18 protein-coding genes and 1 tRNA gene are annotated in these 22,991 nt (G+C 65.6%); 10 read left to right on the forward strand and 9 right to left on the reverse strand.

The features are described from left to right. Positions 1-49: 49 nt before the first annotated feature. Positions 50-322 carry a hypothetical protein gene (locus ACWD0F_RS21250; RefSeq protein ID WP_449877927.1) on the reverse strand — a complete coding sequence of 91 codons (273 nt, stop codon included), beginning with the start codon at positions 320-322 and terminating at the stop codon, positions 50-52. A gap of 361 nt (positions 323-683) precedes the next feature. On the opposite strand from ACWD0F_RS21250, the gene ACWD0F_RS21255 reads away from it, so the two are divergent. The 3 genes from ACWD0F_RS21255 (at position 684) to ACWD0F_RS21265 (ending at position 4,965) form a co-directional block, all read left to right on the forward strand. After that, positions 684-2,105, forward strand: a complete 1,422-nt coding sequence (locus ACWD0F_RS21255; RefSeq protein ID WP_449877929.1) for a helix-turn-helix domain-containing protein — start codon at positions 684-686, stop codon at positions 2,103-2,105. A 24-nt stretch (positions 2,106-2,129) separates the two neighbouring features. Next, positions 2,130-2,609 carry a hypothetical protein gene (locus ACWD0F_RS21260; RefSeq protein ID WP_449877931.1) on the forward strand — a complete coding sequence of 160 codons (480 nt, stop codon included), beginning with the start codon at positions 2,130-2,132 and terminating at the stop codon, positions 2,607-2,609. 343 nt (positions 2,610-2,952) lie between these two features. Continuing rightward, positions 2,953-4,965, forward strand: coding sequence for an ATP-binding protein (locus ACWD0F_RS21265; RefSeq protein ID WP_449877933.1), 2,013 nt, complete (start codon positions 2,953-2,955; stop codon positions 4,963-4,965). Between the two features lie 636 nt (positions 4,966-5,601). Here the strand turns inward: ACWD0F_RS21265 and ACWD0F_RS21270 are convergent. After that, positions 5,602-8,883 carry a type ISP restriction/modification enzyme gene (locus ACWD0F_RS21270; protein WP_449877935.1) on the reverse strand — a complete coding sequence of 1,094 codons (3,282 nt, stop codon included), beginning with the start codon at positions 8,881-8,883 and terminating at the stop codon, positions 5,602-5,604. A gap of 266 nt (positions 8,884-9,149) precedes the next feature. Here ACWD0F_RS21270 and ACWD0F_RS21275 point away from each other — a divergent pair, with 266 nt between their 5' ends. Both ACWD0F_RS21275 and ACWD0F_RS21280 read left to right on the forward strand, forming a co-directional pair. Then, on the forward strand, positions 9,150-9,380 hold the full coding sequence (locus ACWD0F_RS21275; RefSeq protein ID WP_449877937.1) for a hypothetical protein: 231 nt from the start codon (positions 9,150-9,152) through the stop codon (positions 9,378-9,380). Positions 9,381-10,788: 1,408 nt separating this feature from the next. Then, positions 10,789-12,354 (forward strand): site-specific integrase, encoded by a 1,566-nt coding sequence (locus tag ACWD0F_RS21280; protein ID WP_449877939.1) that lies wholly within the window; start codon positions 10,789-10,791, stop codon positions 12,352-12,354. A gap of 208 nt (positions 12,355-12,562) precedes the next feature. Here the strand turns inward: ACWD0F_RS21280 and ACWD0F_RS21285 are convergent. Both ACWD0F_RS21285 and ACWD0F_RS21290 read right to left on the reverse strand, forming a co-directional pair. After that, a tRNA-Arg gene (locus ACWD0F_RS21285) sits at positions 12,563-12,636 on the reverse strand. Between the two features lie 54 nt (positions 12,637-12,690). Further along, positions 12,691-13,425: a ZIP family metal transporter gene (locus ACWD0F_RS21290; protein ID WP_449877941.1), complete on the reverse strand. Its 735-nt coding sequence runs from the start codon at positions 13,423-13,425 to the stop codon at positions 12,691-12,693. Positions 13,426-13,735: 310 nt separating this feature from the next. Here ACWD0F_RS21290 and ACWD0F_RS21295 point away from each other — a divergent pair, with 310 nt between their 5' ends. Further along, positions 13,736-14,518 carry a phosphotransferase gene (locus ACWD0F_RS21295; RefSeq protein WP_449877943.1) on the forward strand — a complete coding sequence of 261 codons (783 nt, stop codon included), beginning with the start codon at positions 13,736-13,738 and terminating at the stop codon, positions 14,516-14,518. After that, positions 14,502-15,440 carry a cobalamin biosynthesis protein gene (locus ACWD0F_RS21300; protein WP_449877945.1) on the forward strand — a complete coding sequence of 313 codons (939 nt, stop codon included), beginning with the start codon at positions 14,502-14,504 and terminating at the stop codon, positions 15,438-15,440. The genes ACWD0F_RS21295 and ACWD0F_RS21300 overlap by 17 nt, the downstream gene beginning before the upstream one ends. 172 nt (positions 15,441-15,612) lie before the next feature. On the opposite strand, the gene ACWD0F_RS21305 is transcribed toward ACWD0F_RS21300, so the two are convergent. The 3 genes from ACWD0F_RS21305 to ACWD0F_RS21315 form a co-directional block, all read right to left on the reverse strand. Beyond that, complete coding sequence (locus ACWD0F_RS21305) at positions 15,613-15,846, reverse strand: hypothetical protein (RefSeq protein ID WP_449877947.1); 234 nt, start codon at positions 15,844-15,846, stop codon at positions 15,613-15,615. A gap of 90 nt (positions 15,847-15,936) precedes the next feature. Further along, positions 15,937-16,734: an exodeoxyribonuclease III gene (locus ACWD0F_RS21310; protein ID WP_449877949.1), complete on the reverse strand. Its 798-nt coding sequence runs from the start codon at positions 16,732-16,734 to the stop codon at positions 15,937-15,939. A 60-nt stretch (positions 16,735-16,794) separates the two neighbouring features. Beyond that, positions 16,795-17,430 (reverse strand): hypothetical protein, encoded by a 636-nt coding sequence (locus ACWD0F_RS21315; RefSeq protein ID WP_449878312.1) that lies wholly within the window; start codon positions 17,428-17,430, stop codon positions 16,795-16,797. Between the two features lie 21 nt (positions 17,431-17,451). On the opposite strand from ACWD0F_RS21315, the gene ACWD0F_RS21320 reads away from it, so the two are divergent. Continuing rightward, the gene (locus ACWD0F_RS21320; RefSeq protein WP_449878318.1) at positions 17,452-17,616 is read left to right on the forward strand and encodes a hypothetical protein; all 165 of its coding nucleotides are present in this window, start codon (positions 17,452-17,454) and stop codon (positions 17,614-17,616) included. On the opposite strand, the gene ACWD0F_RS21325 is transcribed toward ACWD0F_RS21320, so the two are convergent. Continuing rightward, entirely contained in the window at positions 17,592-19,151 is a 1,560-nt protein-coding gene (locus ACWD0F_RS21325; protein WP_449877951.1) for an ABC transporter substrate-binding protein, read from the reverse strand. The genes ACWD0F_RS21320 and ACWD0F_RS21325 overlap by 25 nt on opposite strands. A gap of 187 nt (positions 19,152-19,338) precedes the next feature. On the opposite strand from ACWD0F_RS21325, the gene ACWD0F_RS21330 reads away from it, so the two are divergent. Both ACWD0F_RS21330 and ACWD0F_RS21335 read left to right on the forward strand, forming a co-directional pair. Further along, positions 19,339-21,201, forward strand: a complete 1,863-nt coding sequence (locus ACWD0F_RS21330) for a sensor histidine kinase (RefSeq protein ID WP_449877953.1) — start codon at positions 19,339-19,341, stop codon at positions 21,199-21,201. Further along, the gene (locus ACWD0F_RS21335) at positions 21,194-21,550 is read left to right on the forward strand and encodes a DUF742 domain-containing protein (RefSeq protein ID WP_449877955.1); all 357 of its coding nucleotides are present in this window, start codon (positions 21,194-21,196) and stop codon (positions 21,548-21,550) included. The genes ACWD0F_RS21330 and ACWD0F_RS21335 overlap by 8 nt, the downstream gene beginning before the upstream one ends. Here ACWD0F_RS21335 and ACWD0F_RS21340 read toward each other — a convergent pair. After that, on the reverse strand, positions 21,528-22,934 hold the full coding sequence (locus ACWD0F_RS21340) for an MFS transporter (RefSeq protein WP_449877957.1): 1,407 nt from the start codon (positions 22,932-22,934) through the stop codon (positions 21,528-21,530). The genes ACWD0F_RS21335 and ACWD0F_RS21340 overlap by 23 nt on opposite strands. Between the last annotated feature and the right edge of the window lie 57 nt (positions 22,935-22,991).

Consider the following 22,991-nt stretch of genomic DNA (forward strand, 5'->3'; position numbering starts at 1 on the left):
GGATTCCCCGACCCGCCGAAGCCGCACGCGACGACGGGTCGAGGAGGCTTCACGGGCGACGGCCGGTCATGTCGTGGATGATTGCCATCTGATTGCTCAACTCCGCCATGAGGGCGACAGGGTTTTCGCGCTCCAGCCGTGGCCGCAGCCCGGCGGCCAACATTTCCACCGAGAGCTGCCAAGACGGCGCGGCCCGCCAGATCCAACCGGTCGAGGCGAGTTCGTAGGAGATCGCCCACTGCGGGTAGGTGAGGCGGAGTACGGCCAACTGGCGGTCACGCATGTCCAGCTCAAGCCATGCTTCGATCACGGTCTGGGCCATCTCAGGCACCGCCGGGGAACAGAGACGAACCGCCCGGTATGCGCTGGATGCATATGACCGGCCGCGAGGTCAGGTAGCCGACGGGGTTCGCGTGGCCGAACCGCACCAACCTGCCGTTCTCCACAGCGCCGGGCAAGGGGGCGATCATCGCGGAGATGAGTTTCACCGTGGCGCGCAGACCACCGCATGTGGGGCCGTATCGAGAGCGGCTTCGACCATCCCAGGCCGTCCAAGAGGAGAAGATTTCTGTGTCCGGGTGCACAGATCCATCACAACGCTGAGTAACCAAGCGCGGACAGGTGGCGTTGGGGGACACTGGGGGACGCGAGCGTGTCACCTTCCCCTGATGAGGTGTGACGGCATGACCGACGAGACAGGCCTGCCAGCCTGGGCCGAACGCATTCGACACGAACGCCGGCAACGCGGCTGGTCTCAGAAACAAGTGGCTGTCCACCTGTTCAAAGCCGCCGGTGACGAGATCGCTTTGGCGGAGTTCGAGTCGGTCCTGCGGAGGATTAAACAGCACGAAGCGGGCAAGGGTCGTCCTCGTGATCCGTATCCCCTTCTGTACTGCCGCGCATTCAAGATCCCAGAAGCTAAGCTGTTTGAGCGTCCGGCGTTGCCGGAGGTTACGACCGATGACAGCGTCGACGACGCGAACTCGGTCTCCTCACCCTCCCTGCCTTGGCTCTGGGAAGCAGGACCGACAGCCGATGCCATCTACGACATCACCATGAGCGACCTCATGCTGAACCGTCGCGAAGCGTTCAAGGCGCTGGCCATCACGGCAGGGCTCCCGCTCGTCGATCCGGTACAGCGCTGGCTCGCGCACCCGCCCCCCGTGCCCTCCCCGTCGGAGTACAGCGGACGGATCGGATTGGACGAGGTTGCCCAGTTGGAGCAGGCGGCGAACGTCTTCCGCACGTGGGACGACCAGCACGGCGGCGGGCTCGCCCGGAAGGCCGTGATCGGGCAGCTCAACGAGGTGGCCGACCTGCTGCGCGACAGGCATCCCCATGAGGTGAGCGTGCGCCTGTTCCATGTGATGGCGCAGCTTTCGAAGATCGCCGCCACCATGTCATGGGACTGCGGCATGCAGACCGCAGCGCAGAAGTACTACGTCATGTCTCTGCAGGCGTCCACGCCCGGCGAGGATAGGCCGTTCGGCGCGAGCGTCTTGGCGTCCATGGCCCGGCAACTGCTGTATCTCGACCAACCGCAGGACGCGCTGGAGCTGATCCGGCTCGCCCTGGACGGAGTCAGGTCCACGGCTACACCTCGACTCCGCGCGATGCTGCACACCCGAGAGGCGTGGTCGTACGCCAAGATGGGCCGACCCGAGTCCTTCAAACGCGCCACGGGCAACGCCGAGGAAGCATTCGGCGAGATCGGTTCCCGCGACCCCGACCCGGACTGGATTGCGTACTTCGACGCCGCCGAGCTGGCCGGGGTGACCAGCGGCCGATACCTGGAGATGGCCCACCACGACAGCCAATTCGCAGGCGACGCCCTCGACCACATCCGACAAGCGGTGGCGCTCCGGCAACGTTCCAGCATGCGCAGCCTCGCGCTCGATCAGGTGGGGCTCGCCTACGCCCACCTCATCAGCGGTGACCTCGACGAGGCCGTGACCGTGGGCAACGCCGCAGCCGACACTGCCGGGCAAGTCCAGTCCGACAGAGTCAGAGTGCAGCTTCGCGAGTTCTATCTTGAGATCGAGACTCGGAGAGATCCCGTCGTGGCTCCTCTTCAGCAGCACATCCGCGAGACGCTGGCACGCTAGGGACCGGCAGCTAGGAAGGACTTGATGATGCGTATCGGCGTGACCGGCCACATGAACCTGACCCCGGCGGCGGCCCGCCTCGTCTCCGACGCGCTCCGCGCGCACCTTGCCTCGTTCACCGGCGAACTCGTGGGCGTATCCTGCATCGCTCGTGGGGCCGACAGCCTGTTCGCTGACGCGGTGCTCGCGGCCGGCGGATCGCTGGAGGTGGTGCTGCCATCGCGGGACTACCGGCAGATCAAGGTGAAGCCGGATCACACTGAACAGTTCGACCGGCTCATGGAGGCGGCGAAGACCGTCCGTCTCATGGACTTCGACCACGCCAACCGGCAGGCGTACGAGGCCGCCAACGAGACCGTACTGTCATCGGTCGATGAGCTGGTGGCCGTCTGGGACGGACAACCCGGTACCGGCTCGGGCGGGACGGCCGAGGTCGTGAACGAGGCCTGGAAACGCGGCCTCCCCGTGACCGTCATCTGGCCCGAGGGCGCCGCGAGAGGGTAAGCACCAGGGAGATCAAGCTTGAGATTTAAACCTGACCAGCCGTCGTATCAGACCTCATCGCCGGCACCGCTGCCCGCCGCTACCGCGCGACGGCGCCTCGCCGCTGCTGGAAAAGGTGCTGGCCTACTCACGCCGTCGAACCCCTCGGCCAGGCATGCGTCACAATGACCCGAAGCCGCTTGGAGAGACGGGCAATGACGAGGGTGGAGCCGAGGTTAGGCGGGATGGATCGCTTCGCGATTGAAAGCGCGGGTCGTCCCCTATCTCGAACCGCACCTGGGGATTCTGAGCCATTAGTGCCGTCTCCCACGGATTTAGCTTCCAATCGTGAAAGACTCACGGGGTGGAGCAGCTGATCGTTATCGTTGAGCAGGATCACCTTGAGAGACTGATTAAGTCCCCAATCTCCGGAGTGGCGGAGCTGGTCTGGAACAGTCTCGATGCGGACGCCTCCACCGTTGCCGTGGAACTCGCGACCAACGAGCTTGGCGGGATCGAGAGCATCGTGATCACTGACGATGGCTCAGGGATCACCCAATACCAGGTGCAGAAGTACTTCAGTCACCTCGGCGGCTCATGGAAGAAGACGGTGACGCAGACCGACGGCGGCCGGCTACTGCATGGACGCAACGGACAGGGGCGATGGGCGGCTTACGGCATCGGTGAGATGGTGCAGTGGACTACCGTCGCCGACGATGTCCAAGGCCAGCGCATGCACCTCGAGATCACCGGACGTCGCAGTGCGCTTCGAGAGTTCCACGTGGGTTCGCCCATCCCGGCACCCGACGCCAGCACGGGTACGCGTGTGATGGTCACCAATCTCACGGATACAGCTCAGAAGACCTTGGTCCAAGAAGCGGCTGTCGATGAGCTGACGACGACACTCGCCCTCTACCTGAAGCAGTACCCCGTCAAGGTTCTCTGGCAGGGACAACTTCTCGATCCAGCACGCCTTCAGGTAAATCTCCACGAGACCGAGCTCGAAATCGCTGACTTGACCGGCATCGCCCTGACCGTGATCGAATGGAATCAGCCCGTCAAGCGCTCCTTGCACCTGTGTGATACGTCAGGAACGTCCCTCTTTCAGCTCCCCCCTGGTATTCAGGCTCCGGGGTTCGAGTTCACCGCATACATCACCTGGAACGGATTCCGAGACTCAATCGCAGATCTCGCGCTGGCAGAACTCGGACAAGAGCCCCTGGCCTCGATCGTCGACGCAGCCAAGGACGAACTGAAGAGATACTTCAAAGAGCGGGCCAACGAGCGCGGCAGCATCCTGCTGAAGAGCTGGAAGGATGAGCACACTTACCCCTTCGCCGATGAGCCCCGCACGGTCATCGAGCGTGCCGAACGGAACTTGTTTGACCTCCTCGCAGTAGCTGCCGCGCCAGCGGTAGAAACGACCGATGCCCGATCTCGCAAACTATCGCTCCGGCTCCTGCGAGAAGCGATCGAGAAGAGCCCGCGGCTTGTCCATGAAATCCTGCGCGAGGTCCTGGACTTGCCCCCAGATCGGCTTGCCGAGCTCACCGAGTTGATCGAACGCACCTCACTCAGCGCCATCATCACCGCCGCTCGACACATCACCGATCGGTTGGACTTCCTCACAGGGCTGGAACAGATCGTCTTTGACCGCGATCTGAAGAAGCACTTTCTGGAGCGCAAGCAGCTTCATCGAATCCTGGCCGCCGAAACCTGGGTCTTCCGCGAGGAGTACGCACTTACGGCCGACGATGTGACGCTCAAGACGGCACTACGCGACCACATTCACTTGTTGGGGAGAGACGAACTAACGCCAGCCGAGGTGGACGCCGCCGAAGTGCTGGACGAAGACGGCCGACGAGTCATCGTCGACATGATGCTGAGCCGTGTCGTCGAGCAGCGCCGCAACCATCGCGAGCACATCGTGATCGAGTTGAAGCGTCCCAACGTGCATGTCGGCATGGAGCAATACTCACAGATCCAGAACTATGCCAGCGCAGTCACCGACGACTCCCGCTTCGCCCGTATCGACTGCAGATGGGAGTTCTGGATCGTAGGCGATACCCTCAAGCCGGCCGTCGAGAAGATGGCGAACCAGAAGGGACGGGATCCAGGCATCGTGGTCGAGGGGGATGGCTTCGTGGTTCGCGCCGTTACGTGGGCCGAAGTAATCCAGGACGCCCGGCATCGGCTGGCCTTCGTCCGCCAGGCACTCGACTACCAGAGCACCAATGACACCGGCATCCAATACCTGCAGCGCGCTCATGGCCAGTACCTTCCCGACTTGCTAACGACACCACATGTGCCAGCGCCACGCATCGAGGTGGATGCCGACCTCCCCAATGAACCGCAGGTCGACGAGCTGCCTCACTAATCAAGAAAGGCACCGCAGTCACCCTAAGGCGATTAATCACAGGCATACCATGGATAGCCGGGAGCCCGGCGAGGCGCGAGAATGATGCCGACGGCGTGCAAAATCTCCCACGCGTGGAGGCCGCGATCGGATACCCCAGGCATACCAACTCGCCCTGGATTCTCCGGTGCCCCCAGGTCGGGTTCTCCCGCGTCATCCGAACAATCAGTGCCTTGACCGGCCAACGATTGCAAGGGCGTCCCGGGTGCCGCCTGTCGGTGAAGGTCCACTTACGCCACACGAGGGTGCGATGCCAGCGTAAGATCGCCGCCGGGGTGACCGGGAACACCTCCGCCCACCGGCAGCGGAGGATCAGCCGGGACAACGCCTCCAGCCAGATCCGGTCGGCGTGACCCCACCGCGACGGGCCGCCGAACTGACGGCGCAGCACCTGCTTCTCGTGACGGAGCACCAGCAGCTCAACATCCTTGGACAGATCAGAGCTGATCAGCACGGCCAGCAGTCCGAACAAGCCCCTCACCAACCAGTAAGCCAACGACAACAACACCTCGAGATGGTCGCAAGCCACCGCCCTTATCACGCAGCAAAACACCAGCTCACAGCACGAAACCGTGTTTTCGAACGGGACACGATTAGTTAAAACACGGTGGGTTTCTCTGATGACGCCACTGATGGAGACTTCCGGCTTGAGGCTGGGACCGGGAAGACTGCAGCCTGCTCAAGATCAGCGAGTGTGATCAACGGTCCAGCGCAGACGCGTTCGAGCAGGTCGGCTTGTTTAGGCTCACCCTCTACACATAGCGTCAGGACATTGAGCAGTTGTAGTAGTTCAGTTGTAAAGTCCGCCGTCCAATGGTCAGAGTGGACATCGTCGAGCGGCGTGGAATTTCGACCTGCGGGGTTCTTCTTCCGGTAGCCGAACCACTTCTTCACGACCTTCATCCCAGAGACCTCATAGGCCCAGACCGCAGCACGCACTGGCGATATCTCCCCGGCTCCGACATGCAAGGTAAGGGTCTCAGCGTCATAAGAGATATCGTCCGGCATTTGCTCGGCCGAACCCGGTATGGCAACCTGAACCTTGGGCCGATCCGAAGTGGCCGTCCTGGGCGGCCCCAGTGGGCGCCCTTCCTCTGGATTGGTGAAGCGCTCCCCATACGTGTGAAGCCACAGAATCGTCTTCCCAACCTGTACGGCAGCTTTCCAGAGTGTGGGGTCTGCCGTGAGCGGCACGCGCACGCCGGGCGTCCGAAGGCCTTCACGGAAGCGCTTAGTGTAGCCGCTATGTGCCGTAATGGCAGCGATATAGGCGAGGATATCGTCAGCTGCAACGACAGAATCGAGTCTTGCTGAAAGATAACGGGTGAGGCCAGGGGCGAGGTTCGCCACGCCAAGTCTACTGTCACGATAGAAGGGTAGTACTCGTCCGCCACCACTGCCCTTGAAGTAATGCATGTCCGGCACTAGGGCAGAGAACATGAGCCCGGGCCCCGAATCAACCGGCTCTGCATGAAACTCTGTCACGAAAACCTGCTCAGCGCTACGCACTTCCCATAGCGGTGGACGAGCGTAGTCGATCACGCGTGGGTCGTAGATAATCCACTGCCGGTCGAAACTTCGATATCCGACTCGCTCGGTCCGTGGTATTGCGTCAGACTCTCCTGCGATCGGGCACCCAGGCTTGGGCAAGCCGGGAAGCGCGGCGGGCATGATAGATATCGTTCGATCTCGCGTCTCTTTGAATAGGGCGCCTTTGTCTATTTGCGTCGCCTTGATGAGACGATTCCAGCGGAAGTGGAGAATCTCAGGAGAAGGAGCATAAACCCACGTCCGATTGGGTTTCACGCCCGGGGCCTGCCACGGCATGAGATCACCTAGCGCAGGGTAGCTCAGCCAGTCGACTCCACCGGGTGGTTGAAGCCTGTCTTGCCAGCCGCGCAAGCAATCGACCCATACTGGATCATCGAGAGTCGTCTCCGCGAGGCGGACGAATTTCTCACTGCGGCGGCCCGAGACTTTCATATAGTGAACTTGAGCCGGTATGTCCGCCACCTGCGCGCCATACCTTGCAAAGATACCAATACACAGCGGGTGCTGTACGCCCGGGAAGATGCGCGTTGAAACATCAGGCTGATGTCCCTCCGGCGATAGGTCGATGATCCAGCCTTCATCGGTTGTGCGCCGGAGGTATTCGCGCATGCCCGCAAAGCCAGGACCTCGCGTATAGCCCGCAGTAGTGATGAAGGCAACGATGCCTGAAGGCTGCTCTGGGTGGGCGTCGAAAACCTTCCAAGTCGCCCAGCGCCAGAAGTAAACGTACAGGTTGGACAGGACATATTCGTACTTGCCGCGATTTTCTGCCTTGAAGGCATGAAGCGGGACGCCAAGCTCAGTATTCTCTTCACCCTGCTCGATCCAGCCGCCCATCCCCTTCGCGCGCTCGCGATATGGCGGGTTGCCTATGACAACCTGAACTGGTGTCTCCAGCTTCACTTTGTTAGCACCACGTCGTGAACGCACGATCGGCTCGTACATCGAGCCCAGTTCAAGTGTCGTGCCTTCGAACGGACTATCCAGCGTGTCAGCCACGAAAAGCCGTTGCTCTTTCTCCGCTATCTCGGCCCCGTACTCGGCTCTGATCGCCTGGTTCAGGCGCAGTTCGGCGACTGCGAATGGGCCCGCTTGTCGCTCCATGCCGATGAGCCGTCGGAAGAGTTTCTTCAGTTGTCCGGGGACAGCACCCTTCCCCTCTTCCTCCTCTACGGTCTGAGCGACGCGGTTGACAATGTTGAGCAGGTACGTTCCCGTTCCCATCGCCGGGTCCACAACAACTACGTCATCGGAGGCAAATCCGTTTTCCTTGCCAAGCCTGCTCCGCAGGATGTCCTCGGTGAAGCGGACCATGAACGAGACGATCTCGTTCGGCGTGTAGTACGAGCCACTCTGCTTGCGCAGGTCAGAGTCGTAAACCTCGAGGAACCGTTCGTAGAGATGCAGGTACGAATCGGCCGAACCGTCACTGATCTTGTCCCAATCAACGGCGCCGATCACCCGCTTGAGCGTTTCGACCACAACGCTTCGGCCTTCGACGGTTTCGTGTGTGAGAACGGCCAAGGCCTTGCCCATCAGGGAGTGGCTTTTGCCGAGCTGAGCAGCGATCTGGCTCAACGCGCGCCCCTCAAACGAGATCCCATCGACGCGGGCTAGGAGTAGCGCGAAGGTGACCGTCTGCGCGTAGGCGTCGGCGAACTCTTCGTGCGTAAGGCCAGGAAACAACAGCAAGCGCCAGTCGGTGGTCAGGTCAGTGAAGACCTTGGTCTTCTCCTCGCCCCGCTGCTCGCGCCCGATGGTCTCGATTACCTCGGTACGGAGCAGCTTGCACAGCCCGGCAACGGCGCGCACCAGTTGGCGGATGTTCCGAGGAGGGTTGGGCTTCCACAACACGAAATCGGACACGACTCTGGTGAACTCACCGTCGGCCGGAACTAGCTTGTCCCCCACCTTGCGGATGTCACCGTCCAGTCGGGCAACCTGGCCGATCAGCTCGCCGTCTCGAAAGACGGCCCATTGGCATCCGTCTGTATAGAGGACATTTGGCAGCAGGCTGAGCTTCTCCCACTGCCCCTTCTCGTGCTTGTTCGGCGTCCACGTGCTCGGCACCCCCCTCCCCGGGGCCTTCAGTTCCACGTATCCCACCCGAGCGCCGGCCACATCCACGGCATAGTCAGGGCGCACCCCAAGCGTAGTAAGCGACTTCTCACCGATCATCGTGATAGCGACGCCAAGAGCAGCAGCCATGTCCTCGAACAGTCGCTCCAAAGGTGCACGCAGTTGATCCTCCGGACCACCACCTCCACGCAGCTTGGGTGTAGCTGACTTGCCGAAGCGCGAAACCGCTTCGGCAGCCTTGTCCAGCAACGAGGAAGGGGGGTACGTCGCGGGCATGGAGTACCAATCGATTTGAAGTTGTGGAGCGGCATGCTCACTCGATGTATCGTCCCGGTCAGCCCGACCGTTTCACACGGTCCAATTCGATCACCTCACTCAGACACCCCTAGCTAAGCAGACATGCCATCTGACGAGCCGTGCGCCTTGATTCCACCCCAAGCGAAGATCCAGTCGGTAACATGTTCGGATATTCGATGTAGCCTCGGGGGCTCCATCATGGAGACAGAGCGGATCACATGACCGACCTCTACCAGAGCATCACCCCACACACCCATCCCGAACGCTGGACGGAAGTCGAGAAGAAGCTCTTTGGCCAAGGAAAGTGCTGCTGGCTAATCGAAAGCGGAACGGTTCAGAATGTCTACTGCACCGAGGAAAGCAAGCAGGGAGCGTCCTTCGGCCATTGCATTGAACACGCCGATCAATTCCTAGAGGATTTCTATCCAAACGGAACACCCCGTCCTTAGCCTCGGTGATCCACGGGTTTTGGGGTGATTTCGCCCAGCGAGTCGACTGCCTAGTTGGTTGATCTTCGGATTCGAGTTCTGGGCAGGGTTGTCGTGCGCGTGGCGTGTAGGGTGTCGCGCTATGCGCCGCACGGCCTTTGCTGCTCGTCGTCGTATCGGAGGCACCGGCGGTAGTAGCTGGTGTCGACCTCATCGCCCGAGCCATGGGCAACCGGCCACCGGCCACCTGCGCGGCGACTTCACTAGCCAGGACGTGGTCACCCTGCTGCATGCTCGGCCTGTAGCTCGCGGCTATCGCATAGATGTACGAACGAGCACAAAGTTAACGGTCAAGGCCATGCAATTGACATCGAGGAACCCCCGCAAACGCCGTCGCCACATTCTCAACGCATGCTCTTCGGCCCGCGATACGACCCAACGCCGAGCGGCATTCTTGGACATTCGGAAAATAGACATTTGCAATCGAAATGATACAATGAAACAAGTTGAGACATGGGCTGTTACAAAAGCTGGCTACTTTTAATCCGCAAGTTCGAGCGTTCTGATCCGTCGCCATATGTGCCACGATAACCGTCGCCTACCATAACTGGGCACCTTCTACTGGTTCGTCCAGATGATGAAGGTCCGGCTGTTTCTGTTCTGGCTCCCGTCGCCATGGTCAAGTCTTTACTTGCAGCGCTGTCCTATTTCGCGCCTGCAGGCAGGTATTTAGAAGGTGACAGGGATTGGTGGCCCGGATGGTCGGGCCACAGCAACGTGACACCCACAACGACAGCACAGATCCGAGCAGATCGATTCATCCGTCCCGCACCCGCCTCTGCTTTCCGTCCCGCGGTGCCGTCCCAGGCGGGCGCCAACGATCGGCCGTCGCGGAGCCAGCCGTCTCATTCTGCCTGCCGGAGTTCCTCCGCATCTGCACCAGAACCGCCCCTGTACTCGTCAGCTTCTGAGGAGCCGGCACACGGTGGTCACCACGACGCTGTGCCGCCGCGGTCTGCGCGCCCGTGCCACGGTGACCGTCGGATTCGGCTTGACCATCGCCATCCAGGTGGGCGTCGATTCCCCTGTCCGACACGGCCATCCATGTGACGGGTTGATCACCACGGGCGTGCTCGCCCGATCACGCCGCATCGGCCGCGCCGGATGGCCGCACCAACCCCCGTGCATCGCCGCCCGCACAACGGCGATGACGACCGGGGCCACTGGCCGCTCTACCCCAGCCATCGCTGACCGCGGTCGACAGAGGGCCGTGGCCGACGCGGCGGGATGAACGCCCGGGGCGGGACGTGACCTGCGGCCCGCCCCGGTTACGCACCCGCACCATGCCGAACAGTGCTTCCCGCCGCCCTGCTCGCCACCACCTCAGCCCGACCGAACAGCACCGAAGAGAACAGGAACGAGACACACGATGGCCGAAGGACGCACCTTCAAACGCTGCTCCTGCCGCGACGACAACGGCAAAGCACTCGGGCAGCAATGCCCCAAGCTGCGCCGTCCCGGTGGCGGATGGAGCTACCGGCACGGCATCTGGAACTACCAGATCGAACTCCCACCCGGCGTGGACGGGAAGCGGCGCGGGCCGCTACGCCGCAGCGGGTTCGACTCCCAGGACGCCGCCGAGGCCGAACTCGGTCGGGTGCGCGATCTGCTGGCGCTGGCCGATCCGCGTGAGCCCGCCACCCGCACCCAGATCGCTGACCTGATCAAGCGGACGCTGGCCGAGACCGACACGCTGCCGAACGTGGAGACGGTCCGCCGCAAGGTCAAGACCGGGCAGCATCTGACCCAGGAGATCACCGTCGAGCAGTGGTTGGCAGAGTTCCTGAACCGTAAGCGGAAGATCGAGGAGACCACCCGCCGCTCCTACGAAGGGCACATCCGGCTCTACCTCATCCCGTATCTAGGGCGGCTGCGGTTGGATCAGCTCAAGGTCAGTGACATCGCGTTGATGTTCGAGCAGATCGAGGAGTTCAACGACAGCATCGCCGAACGCCGCGCCGACCCCGACCCAGCGGTGCGGGCGGGCGTCAAGTATCGGCGGGCGATCAGCGTCACCACCATGCACAACATCCGCGCCACCCTCCGCCACTCGCTCAACATGGCGATGCGGCAAGACCGGCTGATCGATTTCAACCCGGCCGCCGTGCTGGAGATGCCGGCCAAGACCCGGCCCAGACCGCTGGTGTGGACCGAGGACCGGGTGCGCGCCTGGCAGACCGACTACCGCACCTACCGGGAGACGGAGAAGCAACGCCGGGGCGGGCGGCGGGTCGACCCGATCGACGCCTACACCAGCGTGCCGCGCCCCTCCTCCGTCATGGTGTGGACGCCCGCGCACACCCGCCGGTTCCTCCAAGAAGCCAAAGCGCATCGCCTGTTCGCCCTCTACCAGCTGATCGCGCTCCGCGGCCTGCGCCGGGGCGAGGCGTGCGGGCTGCGGTGGAAGGAAGTCGATCTCGACGGCCACACTCTGACCGTGAACTGGCAACTGGTGCAGCTGGCCTGGGAAGTGCACGAGGGCACGCCGAAGACCGACGCCTCGGTCCGGACCATCGCCCTGGACACCGCCACCACCCAGGTTCTGCGCGCCCACCGGCAGCAGCAATGTCAGGAGCGGCTGGCGATGGGCGAGGCGTGGACCGACAGCGGGTTCGTCTTCACCCAGCCCGACGGCAGCCGCTTGCACCCCCAGTACGTCTCTGACCAGTTCCTGTGGCTGGCCTATCTCGCCGGGCTGCCGCCGATCCGGCTCCACGACCTGCGCCACGGCGCCGCCTCGCTGATGCTGGCCGCCGGGGTGGAGATGAAGGTGGTCCAGGAAACACTGGGACACACCTCCAGCGCGTTCACCGCCGACACCTACACCTCCGTTTATCCACAGGTGGCCACGGCCGCGGCGGAGAAGACCGCCGCCCTGCTCTTCGGCCAGGAAGACCAGGCCCAACCGGGCAAACTCATCTCACTGAGGAGCTGACAGTCGGATTAAGCATCCGGCCCCGCATTCGCCACCTGCTCGCGGCGAGGCGGGGCCGCCGCTCTTCCCGCAGCAGCCGGAGATGGCGAATGGATCATGGTGTGTGCAGGGTTGGTGCATCCGAGCACACACGGAGCACACAAACGCCAGACGGAAATTCTAGAACGCATCCGATCCCGCATCACCGCAGGTCAGACCATGATCAAAGCGCGCCCTGCAGGATTCGAACCTGCGACCGTCGGATTAGAAGTCCGATGCTCTATCCAGCTGAGCTAAGGGCGCTCCCGCCTTATTGTGCATGATCCGGCGACTTGTCACGCACACGTTTTGCCCGTGTCAGTCTGCCAAGCCGATCACACCCCACATGAGAAGCGTTCCTACCACCGTAGCGGTCAGGGTCCAGCCTGTGGCGCGGCGGGGAGTGTGCGCCTCGGGGAGGATGTCTGAGTTGGCCAGATAGAGGAGGAAGCCGGAGAAAAAGCCCAGATAGCCGCCCAGGATTTCGTCGGGGATGGTGATGAGGGTGGTCAGGGTGGCTCCTGCGACTGGGGCGAGGGCGTCCAGGGCGAGGAGGGTGAGGGCTCGTCGGCGGGCGTTGCCGTACAGGGCTGTGATCGTGTACGTGTTGAAGCCGTCTGTGAAGTCGTGAGCGATGACTCCTATCGCGACGGCCACGGCCAGGGAGGTGTCCGTCTGGAATGCGGCGCCGATCGCGGCTCCGTCCAGGAAGCTGTGGGCGATCAGGGCTGAGCCGGCGGCGAGGCCGATGCCGGCTCGGGTGTGGCGGTGGGTGGCGTAGTCGGCCTCGTGAGCGTCGTGCATGCCCATGGAGCGCTCGACGATGTGGATGCCCAGGAACGCGGCGGCGAAAGTGAGCATGGGGAGGGGTACGCCGTGTACTCGGATGTCGTCGTGGGCGAGGGCTTCCGGGAGGAGATCGAAGGCGACCACACCCAGCATTACGCCGGCGGCGGCGCCTAGGACGAGGTGGCGGCGTTCCTTGACGCGGTCGGCTACCAGCCCGCCCAGGAGCGTCATGAGGAATGCCGCCACCGAGAGCAGGATCGGCATGGGAGTCCAGGTTAGGGGGTGCGCCGCTGCTGCTCTGTTGCGACACGGCACCGCGCGGCACGGCTCTGTGGGAGTGGCCGGGGTCGGGGCGAGAGCGGGTCGTGGGCGAGGGCAGGGCGAGAGCGGGTCGTGGGCGAGGGCAGGGGCGAGGGCGAGGCGAGTTGCCGCAGCGCTGTGACACGTGGCCGCCGGTACGGGACCGCTGTGACGGGACCGCTGTGACGTGTCGCTGCCGGCAGCGCTCCCCCGTGACACACAATCCGGGAAAAGGCCAGGCGGGGACAGGGCAATGGGGCTAAGGTGTTTTGCCATGGTCGCGACGCTCCTGCATGAGATTCCCCTGCAGGGCGGGGACGTGACTGCCGGAGTGGTGCGCGTTGGGGACACTGTGCGCAGACCGGCCAGTTCGTCGACTCCCGCCGTGCATGCCCTGCTCAGACACCTTGAGGGCGCCGGGTTCGAGGGGGCGCCGAGGGTGGTGGGGATGGATGGGCTCGGGCGCGAGATCCTCACGTACATCCCGGGTTCGACGGGGTTGCGGCTGGAGAGCGTGACGGATGAGGCGCTGGCCGGGCTTGCCGTGCTGGTGCGGGAATATCACGATGCGACGGCCGGGTTTCCGCTCACGATGGGTGGGTGGAACGGCGGGTCGAATGATGACAAAGCGCCAGAAGTCGTCGGACATTGTGATTTGACGCCGGAAAACGTGATTTTTCGTGAGCACCAGCCGTACGCGCTGATTGATTTTGATCTTGCCAGGCCGACGACCCGGCTGTTCGACGTCGTCACCACCCTGCGCCACTGGGGGCCCATCGCCGACCCCGTCGATTGCTCCCCGCTGCTCCGCAACCTCGACGTGGGCGCCCGTCTCCGCCTGTTCTGCGACGCGTACGGCGTCGGCCCCCGCGACCGCCGCCGCCTCCTCGACCTGGCCAGGGTCCGCTTCCAACGCTCCTACACGGTCATGCGCACCCGCGCGGCGGCGGGCGGTGGCTGGGCCAAGATGTGGGCCGGCGGCGCGGGGCAGCGCATCCGCCGGGCCGCGGCCTGGCTGGATACGTACGAAGATGAGCTTCATGCCCATTTGGTATGACCCGCTCGGCCTCGCTCTGGGCGTGGCCCTCGACCGGCTGATCGCCGACCCGCGCAGCGCCGCCCACCCGGTCGCGGTGTTCGGGCGCGCCGCCGCGCGACTGGAGAAGTTCGGGTACACCGACAGGAGGGCCGGCGGAGTCGTTCACGTCGCGGTGTGCGTCGCAGGCGCGGCCGGGCTCGGGTTCGCCGCACAGCGCCTGCCCCACCCGCTGGCCCGTACGGCGGCCACCGCCGTCGCCACCTGGGCCGTGCTCGGCGGCACCACGCTCGCCCGCGAAGGCGCCTACCTGGCCGAGGCGCTGGAACGCGACGACCTCAAGCGCGCCAGAGCCCGGCTGCCGCACCTCTGCGGCCGGGACCCCTCCCGGCTGGAGGCTCCGGAGCTGGCGCGGGCCACGGTCGAGTCGCTGGCCGAGAACACCTCCGACGCCGTCGTGGCCCCCCTGTTCTGGGGGGCGGTGGCGGGGGTGCCCGGACTGCTGGCGTACCGGGCGATCAACACGCTGGACGCCATGATCGGCCACCACTCCCCCCGCTACGAACGGTTCGGATGGGCGGCGGCCAAGCTCGACGACGTGGCGAACTACGTGCCCGCACGGGTGACGGGCCTGCTCACGGTCCTGACGGGGCCTGATCCGAAGAACGCGCTGGCCATGTTGCGACGGGACGGCCATCGGCATCCCAGCCCGAACGCCGGCCGGTGCGAGGCCGCGTTCGCCGGCGCGCTCGGCGTCACGTTGGGGGGCGCGAACGTCTACGGCGGTCGCACCGAGCACCGCCCCACCATGGGCGACGGTCCCGCGCCCGACGTCAAGGACATTCGCCGCGCCGTACACCTGACGCGGTCGGTGAGCCTGGCCGCCGCCGGTGCGGCCGTGATGACAGCTTGGCTGATGGCCACCAAGCGCCGCCGCCACTGACCCACAAAGCCACGCTGACCCACAAACCCCCGACCCACAAACCCCCGACCCACAAACCCCCGACCCACAAACCACTGACCCACACAACACGGACAGCGGTCGGCGGATCGCGGTCAAGGGCTCCGAGTTGGTCAGCCCTCCGGCCGCGAGCCGCCGGCGCGCGCAGCCCGGATCACATGATCCGGTTGAGGTTGACCGCCACCCAGATCACGAACACCGCGACCACGGTGATCCCGATCATCGACTTAGCGGCATTGTGCGCGACCACTTTTCGAGCCGTCACCTGCTTGGCGCTCTGCTTCCACACCTGACGCATGATGATCATGGCCTGGAATCGGCGGCCGAGGGCGAACACGGCGACTGCGATGAGGATGAATAAGATGACGCGACCGTCTGCAGGTTCCATGAGGATCCCCCCTGCAAGCCTGGTAGAGGTAATGCCCCCGAAGCATTTGAGAACACAGGATACTCAAACGACAGCAGTTTGTGACCTGAATTACGGTTCGAGGTCAACCACGATCGGCGCGTGATCGGAAGGCCCTTTCCCCTTACGCGCCTCGCGATCGACGTACGCGCCCGTGACCCGCTCCGCCACCTCCGCGCTCACGTACACGAGATCGATCCGCATCCCCTTGTTCTGGTGGAACATCCCCGCGCGGTAATCCCAATACGTGTACGGATGCGGCCCCTTCATCGGCGTCGGCACCACGTCGTGCAGCCCGAGAGCCCGCAACGACGCCAGCGCCTCGCGCTCGGCGGGCGTGACGTGGGTGGCGCCGACGAACAGCGCCGGGTCCCACACGTCGGCGTCCGTCGGCGCCACGTTGTAGTCGCCGCACGCCACCAGCGGCCCGGCCGCCAGCTCCGGCTCCAGCGCCTCGCGCAGCGCCGCGAACCAGTCGAGCTTGTAGCGGTAGTGCGGCGAGTCCACCGTGCGCCCGTTCGGCGCGTACAGCGACCACACCCGCATCCCGCCGCAGGTCGCGCCGATGGCGCGGGCTTCGGGACGGGCGGCGCCGATCCCGTCGAGCGCGCCGAAGCCGGGCTCGCCGGGGAAGCTCAGCGTCACGTCGTCCAGCCCGGCCTTGGACAGCAGCGCGACGCCGTTCCAACGCCCGTCGCCGTGGGCCGCGACGGCGTAGCCGAGCGCGCCGACCTCCGCCGCCGGGAACGCCTCCGCAGGGCATTTGATCTCCTGCAGGCACAGGACGTCGGGCTCGGCCTCGGCCAGCCATTCAAGCAGGCGGGGCAGGCGGGCCTTGACGGAGTTGACGTTCCAGGTTGCCAGGCGCATCCTCCCAGCCTGCCATCGGCGCCCGCGTTTCGGTGTCCGCGACCCAGCCCGCGATCGAAATCACGCCTGGCCGGCACCGCGCGTGCGTTCCACCCCGATGGTGATCTCGTTGCCGAGCCTGCGGCCCATGAGCAGTTCCAGGTCGTCGCCGCTCCAGAACCGGCCGGGGTCGTACCAGTTGGGGCGGCGCCGGTCCGGCAGCAGCCCCATCTCCTCGTAGGTGACCGCCACGACCTCCGCGCAGTAGGCGCGCTCCAGGGTCTCCTCCGTACGGCCTTTGCGCGGGACCCGCCCCCTGGCCCAGCGGGCGGCCAGCCTGGCCGTCGAGGGGAACGGGGTGCCGTCGAGCCGGGCGACCGTGCGCAGGGCGGCGTCCTCCATCTCCTGCGTCGCCTCTGGCTCCAGCTGGCGCAACCAGGCGCGTTGGTCGTATCTGTCGGACCAGGTCGTCACCGCCTCCCGCAGGTCGTGCAGTTGCACCCCGCGTTGATGGGTGCCGGCCCACAGGTCGAGCAGCGACCTGCCGAGCTCGGCGTGCCACATCATCGGTGGCAGGTCCTCGATCACGATGGCCATGCCCACGTGGTTGACCGGGCTGTTGGTCATCGTCTGGATGGCGCGGTCGGGCACGGAACGACCGCGGAAGACCCACAGATCGCCGGTCCTCGTCACCTTGACGGCCTCGTCGAGAGTCAGCACAGGGCTAGCCTAGGCAACATGCGCTGGTGGAAGATGCTTGGTCTGGCGGGAATCATGGGTGTCGCGGCCACGGGGGTGGTGATCGCGCGCGCCGAACGGCGCCGCCGCGCCTACACCCCCGAGGAGATCAGGCAGCGACTGCGCGAGCGGGTCGAGGGTCAGCCGGAGGGCCGCAGGTCGTAGACGAAGACCACGTCCGGGTAGGCCGGGTTGTCGTCGTAGCCCTGGATCGTGCCCAGGTAGGCCCGCTGATAGTTGACCACCCACGGCAGCGCGGCGGCGACCCGCTGGTCGAGCACCCGGGTGGTGGCCTGCTCGTATGCCCGCTGCGCGGCCGGCTTGTCGGTGACGGTCAGCTCGGGCACCGTGTCCAGCAGCGCGTCCAGGTTCTGGTCACGCAGGTAGGTCAGGTTGAACACGGGCGGGTCCGCGCTGTGGAAGACGTTGCCGAAGTAGGAGTAGCCGTCGGCGTAGTCGGGCCACCAGTACATCGCGAAGATGTCCTGGCCGCGCTTCTTGCCCTGCTCCCACTGGTCGTTCCAGGGCATCGGACGGGCCTCGACCGTGACGTTCAGCGGTTGCAGGGTCCTGGTCAGGCTCGTGGCGAGCAGACGCCAGTCCGCGTCGCCCTCCCCGTACGTCATGCGCAGCCGCAGCGGCTTGCCCCCCGGGCCGTACCCCGCCCGGCGCAGCAGCTCGGCCGCGACCTCGAGGTTCTGCGCGGGGACCCGGCCGGGCGCGTGGCCCATCAGGCCGTCGGGGATCACGCCGCTGGCCGGCGCGGCGGCGCCCTTGAGCTGCTTGACCAGGCCCCGGTAGTCGACCGCCCGCTGGATCGCGCGGCGCACGCGGATGTCCTTCATCGGGCCGTTCGCGGTGTTGAACAGCAACATCGCCGTCTGGAACGACTGCCGCTCCGAGGTCCGCACGCCCGGTGTCACCGAGGCCCTGGCGAACAGCCGGGGGCTGAGCCGGTCCACGAAGCTCGCCTCACCGCGCTGCAGCAGCCGCCACGCCCTGTCGGGGTCCGGCACGGCCCGGAACGTGACCGCGTTGTAGTGCGGCCGGTTCCACCCGCCCCAATAGTCGTCGTACGCCCTGAGCGTGAGCTCCTCCTCCTTGCCCTTCTGCCAGCTCGCCACCGTGTACGGCCCCGTGCCGGCGTCCCTGCCGCTCGCGAACCACGTGCCGAGGTCGGGCGCCGCCTTGGTGTCGTAGATGTAGGCGGCGTAACCCGCCGAGGCGACCAGGTCCAGGGGCACCGAGTACTTCAGCGCGAACGTCACCGTGTCCGGGTCCTCCACCCTGATGGAGGAGACGGCGTCCCAGATGTAGGAGGCCCCGGCCTTGGTCCGCACGGTCCGCTCGATGGAGTCCTTGACCGCCGTCGCGTCCAGGGGCCTGCCGGTGTGGAAGGTCACCCCCGTGCGCAGGTGGAAGGTCCAGGTCCGGCCGTCGGGCGATGAGCGCCACGACGTGGCCAGCCGGGGGGCGGATTTCTTGGTGACTGGGTTCCAGAGCGTGAGGGTCTCGTAGATGTTCTGGAAGGCGACGATCTCGCTGGAGTAGGACTTGCCGGGGTCCCATTCGGAGATGACGTCGAGGTTGTTGACGTAGACGAACGGCGAGAGCCCGGCCGGGGCCTGAGGCACCTCCGCGGGTGCCGAGCAGGCCGCGAGGAGCATCAGCGCTGCGGCCGCTGCGAGACGACGGCGCAACGCTTCCCCCTCTGTCACCGATCTACCCGGGGAAACCTACTCCAAGATCAAGGATATGTGTCCAAAAGCCCCGAAAAATTGGGCAATCTGGTGATCGAATTGCTATCCTCGGGGCTTGTCCCGTCCGGGGTTGCCAGCTTGGGACCGACCGGAGTGAGGTGCCATGAGCCGCAGCCGAACGATCCGCATGAAGATCATTGGACTGCTCCTGGTGCCGCTGACCTCCATGGTGGTGTTGTGGGGCGTCATCACCGCCGTCACCGCCACCGAGAGTTTGGATCTACGCCAGTACAAGACACTCTGGACGAACCTCCGCCTACCCGCGTACAAACTCATCATCGAGATTCAGCGCGAACGCCTGGTCTCGACCAAGCTTCTGCGTAACTCGGCGGGCAAGCCGGCCGTGGACACGCAGCGGACGCGTACCGATGCCGTGAGCGACACGTTCAGGCAGCTCTCCAGCATTTCCAAGGACAGATCGGAAGAGATCCGCACGCAGGTGGACGCGGTGAACACGCAACTCGACAGGCTCGACGCGATCCGAGGAGAGATCGACACGGGCCTATCCGACCGTCTGCACACCGTGGAGAGCTACAGCTCGGTCGTCGACACGCTGTTCGGCCTGCACAAGCGGGTCGCGCTGATCGACGACATCCCGATCTACGAGCAGTCGCGCGTGGTCATCGACATGGGCTACGCCAAGGAGCTGCTCACCCGGGAGCAGGCCATCGGGCTGGGGGCGACGACGGCCGCGGAGCGCAGGGTGTTCACCCAGCTCGTCGGCAACCGGCGCTTCCTGATCGATCAGGCGCTGGGGGAGCTGGATCCGGTCCTGCGCGACACCCAGGTGGCGCTGATCACCTCCACGGCCTACCAGCGCATGCGGCTGATGGAGGACCAGATCATCGCCGGGGGCACGCCCTCGGCCTGGCTGAGCACCACGGACGGGCTGGCCAAGTCCTTCCAGGACGTGCAGATGCGGGCCAGCACGATGCTCAACACCCGGGCCGACCCGGTCGCCGACGAAGTGCTCAACAGGGCGTTCCTGCTCGCTGGGACGGGTCTGGCGCTGGTGGTGTTGTCGATCGCGGTCTCGCTGCGCATGGGCGACCGGCTGTCCAAGGAGCTCGGCTCGTTGCGGATGGCCGCGCTGGAGGTGGCTCAGGAGCGGCTGCCGCACGTGGTCGCCAAGTTGCGCAAGGGCGAGACGGTGGAGATGCCCGATCTCTCGGTGGCCAGCAGCACGGTCGAGATCGACGATGTCGGCCAGGCCTTCTCCACGGTCCAGCAGACAGCCGTCGAGGCCGCCGTCGGCCAGGCACAGCTCAGCGAGGGGGTCGGTCACGTGTTCCGCAATCTTGCCAGGCGCAGCCAGGCGCTGCTGCATCGCCAGCGCATCCAGCTGGAGGACATGCAGCACCGGGCCACCGATCCCGAGGCGCTGGACGACCTGTTCAGGCTCGACCACCTCACCACCCGCATGCGCCGGCACGCCGAGGGCCTGATCATCCTCTCGGGCGCCACGCCGGGACGCGGCTGGAGCAGGCCCGTGGCCCTGCACGACGTGGCCCGCGCCGCGACGGCCGAGGTCGAGGACTACCAGCGGGTCACCGTCGAGCCCATGTCGGGCAAGCGCCTGGCGGGGCCCGTGGTCGCCGACGTGATCCACCTGATCGCCGAGCTCATCGAGAACGCCACCGTCTACTCCCCCGAGCACACCCCGGTCATCGTGCGCGGAGAGGAGGCGGCTCGCGGCTTCACCTTCGAGGTCGAGGACCGCGGGCTCGGGATGAGCGCAGAGGAGCTGGCCGATCTCAACGAGCGGCTGGCCAGCCCACCGGAGTTCGACCTGGCCGACAGCGATCGGCTCGGCCTTTTCGTCGTCTCCCGTCTGGCCGCCAGGCACGACATCCGCGTCACGTTACGCGGTTCACCATATGGAGGGACCACCGCGATCGTGCTGATCCCGGAAGAGCACGTGGCCGACCCGGAACCGGAGGCGCACGTGACGGAACCCGCTCGCCCCATGCGGGTGGTGCGAAGTGACTGACGAGCGCTGGCTGGACGAGGACGCCGGTCCCATCGTCCCGGCGTACCTGCTGACCAGGGGCCGTACGGTCCCCGCGAGCGAGGCCATCGACCTCATCGCGGTGATCATCACGTCCGGCGGCCTGACGCCGCCCATGGGCCTCGGTCCCGAGCACCTCATCATCATGCAGAAGTGTACGAAACCGACCCGGCTCGTGGACGTCGCCGCCGAGCTGAACCTGCCCATCGGCGTGGTCCGGGTGCTCGTCGGCGACCTGCACGCGCAGGAGCTCGTTCAGGTCGAGCTCCCGCCCCCCGCTCCCGACGCGAAGGTGCTGCTAGAGGTGATCAGCGGGCTGAAGGCGCTGTGACGAGCCCGCGGTTGAGCCGCCCGTAGCCGGCCGCGAAGGCCGCGGCCACGATCCCGGCCGCGGCCGCGACGCCGAAGATCCACTGGTAGCCGGGCACGCCGGGCCGGGCGGCCAGGACGGCGGCGATCGTGGCGCCGGCCGTGCTGCCGCCCACGATGCGGACGAGGGCGTTCACGCCTGCCGCCAGGGCCGTCTTGGCCGGCTCCACATGCTCGACGGCCATGGTGCCCAGGGCCGCGTAGCCGACGCCGAGCCCGATGCCCATGAGCGAGGACGCCACGTACAGGTGGGCCGGGGCGTCGTGCGCGAGGACCAGCCAGAGCCCGGCCAGCCCGGTGATCGCGGATCCCGCCGCGACCATGGACGACGCCTGGAAGCGGCGCATGAAGCTGCCCGCGAACAGCGAGATCACCAGCATGAACACCGTGCTCGGCAGCAGGTAGAGCCCGACCTGCAGGGTGGAGGCGCCCAGCCCCCAGCCGGTGCTCTCGGGCACCTGGGCGAAGCCGGACATGCCCGTCAGCAGGAGGAAGAAGGAGAAGCCGAGCAGCAGCGAGGAGACTGTCGCGCCGATCGTGCCCCTGTGCACCAGCATCGCCATCTCCACCAGCGGCTCCGCCACGCGGCGCTCGACCAGCACCCACACGGCCGCCAGGACCACCGCGGCGGCGAACAGGACGAGCACCCCGGGTGAGGTCCAGCCCCACGAGCCGCCCTCGCTGATGGCCAGCATGAGCGCGACCAGCCAGCCGGCCAGCAGCGCGGCGCCGAGCAGATCGGGACGGCCCCGTCCGGCCGGAGCGCCGTCACGGACGAGCACGGACACGATGACGGCGGCCACCAGCGAGATGCCGGCCACGATCCAGAAGGCCAGGTGCCAGTTCCCCGAGGTCAGCCCGGCCAGGATCATCCCGCCGCCGCTCCCGAACCCCATCGTCGCGCTGAGCACGCCGATCCCGGTGGCGAGCTGCCGTCTGGGCAGCGTGTCGCGCACCACGCCGATCGCCAGCGGGACGAGCGCGGCCACGAACCCCTGCAACACCCGGGCCACGATCAATACCGTCAGCGAGGGCGCCAGGGCGGCCAGGACGGAGCCCACCACGAGAAGGACCAGGGCGGCGAGGATCATCGTCCGCCTGCCGTACATGTCGCCGAAGCGGGACAACAACGGCGTGGCCACCGCCGCGACCAGCAGGCTCACCGTGAGGGTCCAGCTCACGGCGGTGAGCGAGACGCCGAGCTCGCGCTGCAACACCGGAAGCAACGGGACCACCGCGGTGTTCTGCAAGGCGGCGATGGAGGCAGCGAAGGCCAAGGCCACCACCGCCGGCCAGGGGTTCTTGGTGGACGTCTCGTGTGTCGCGGGCGCGACCACTGTCGCCATGTCGGCTCCTTTGGATAACTTAGGTAAGTAATCAGAAGAGATAATACATACGTAAGT

The organism is Nonomuraea sp. NPDC002799, assembly GCF_053592075.1.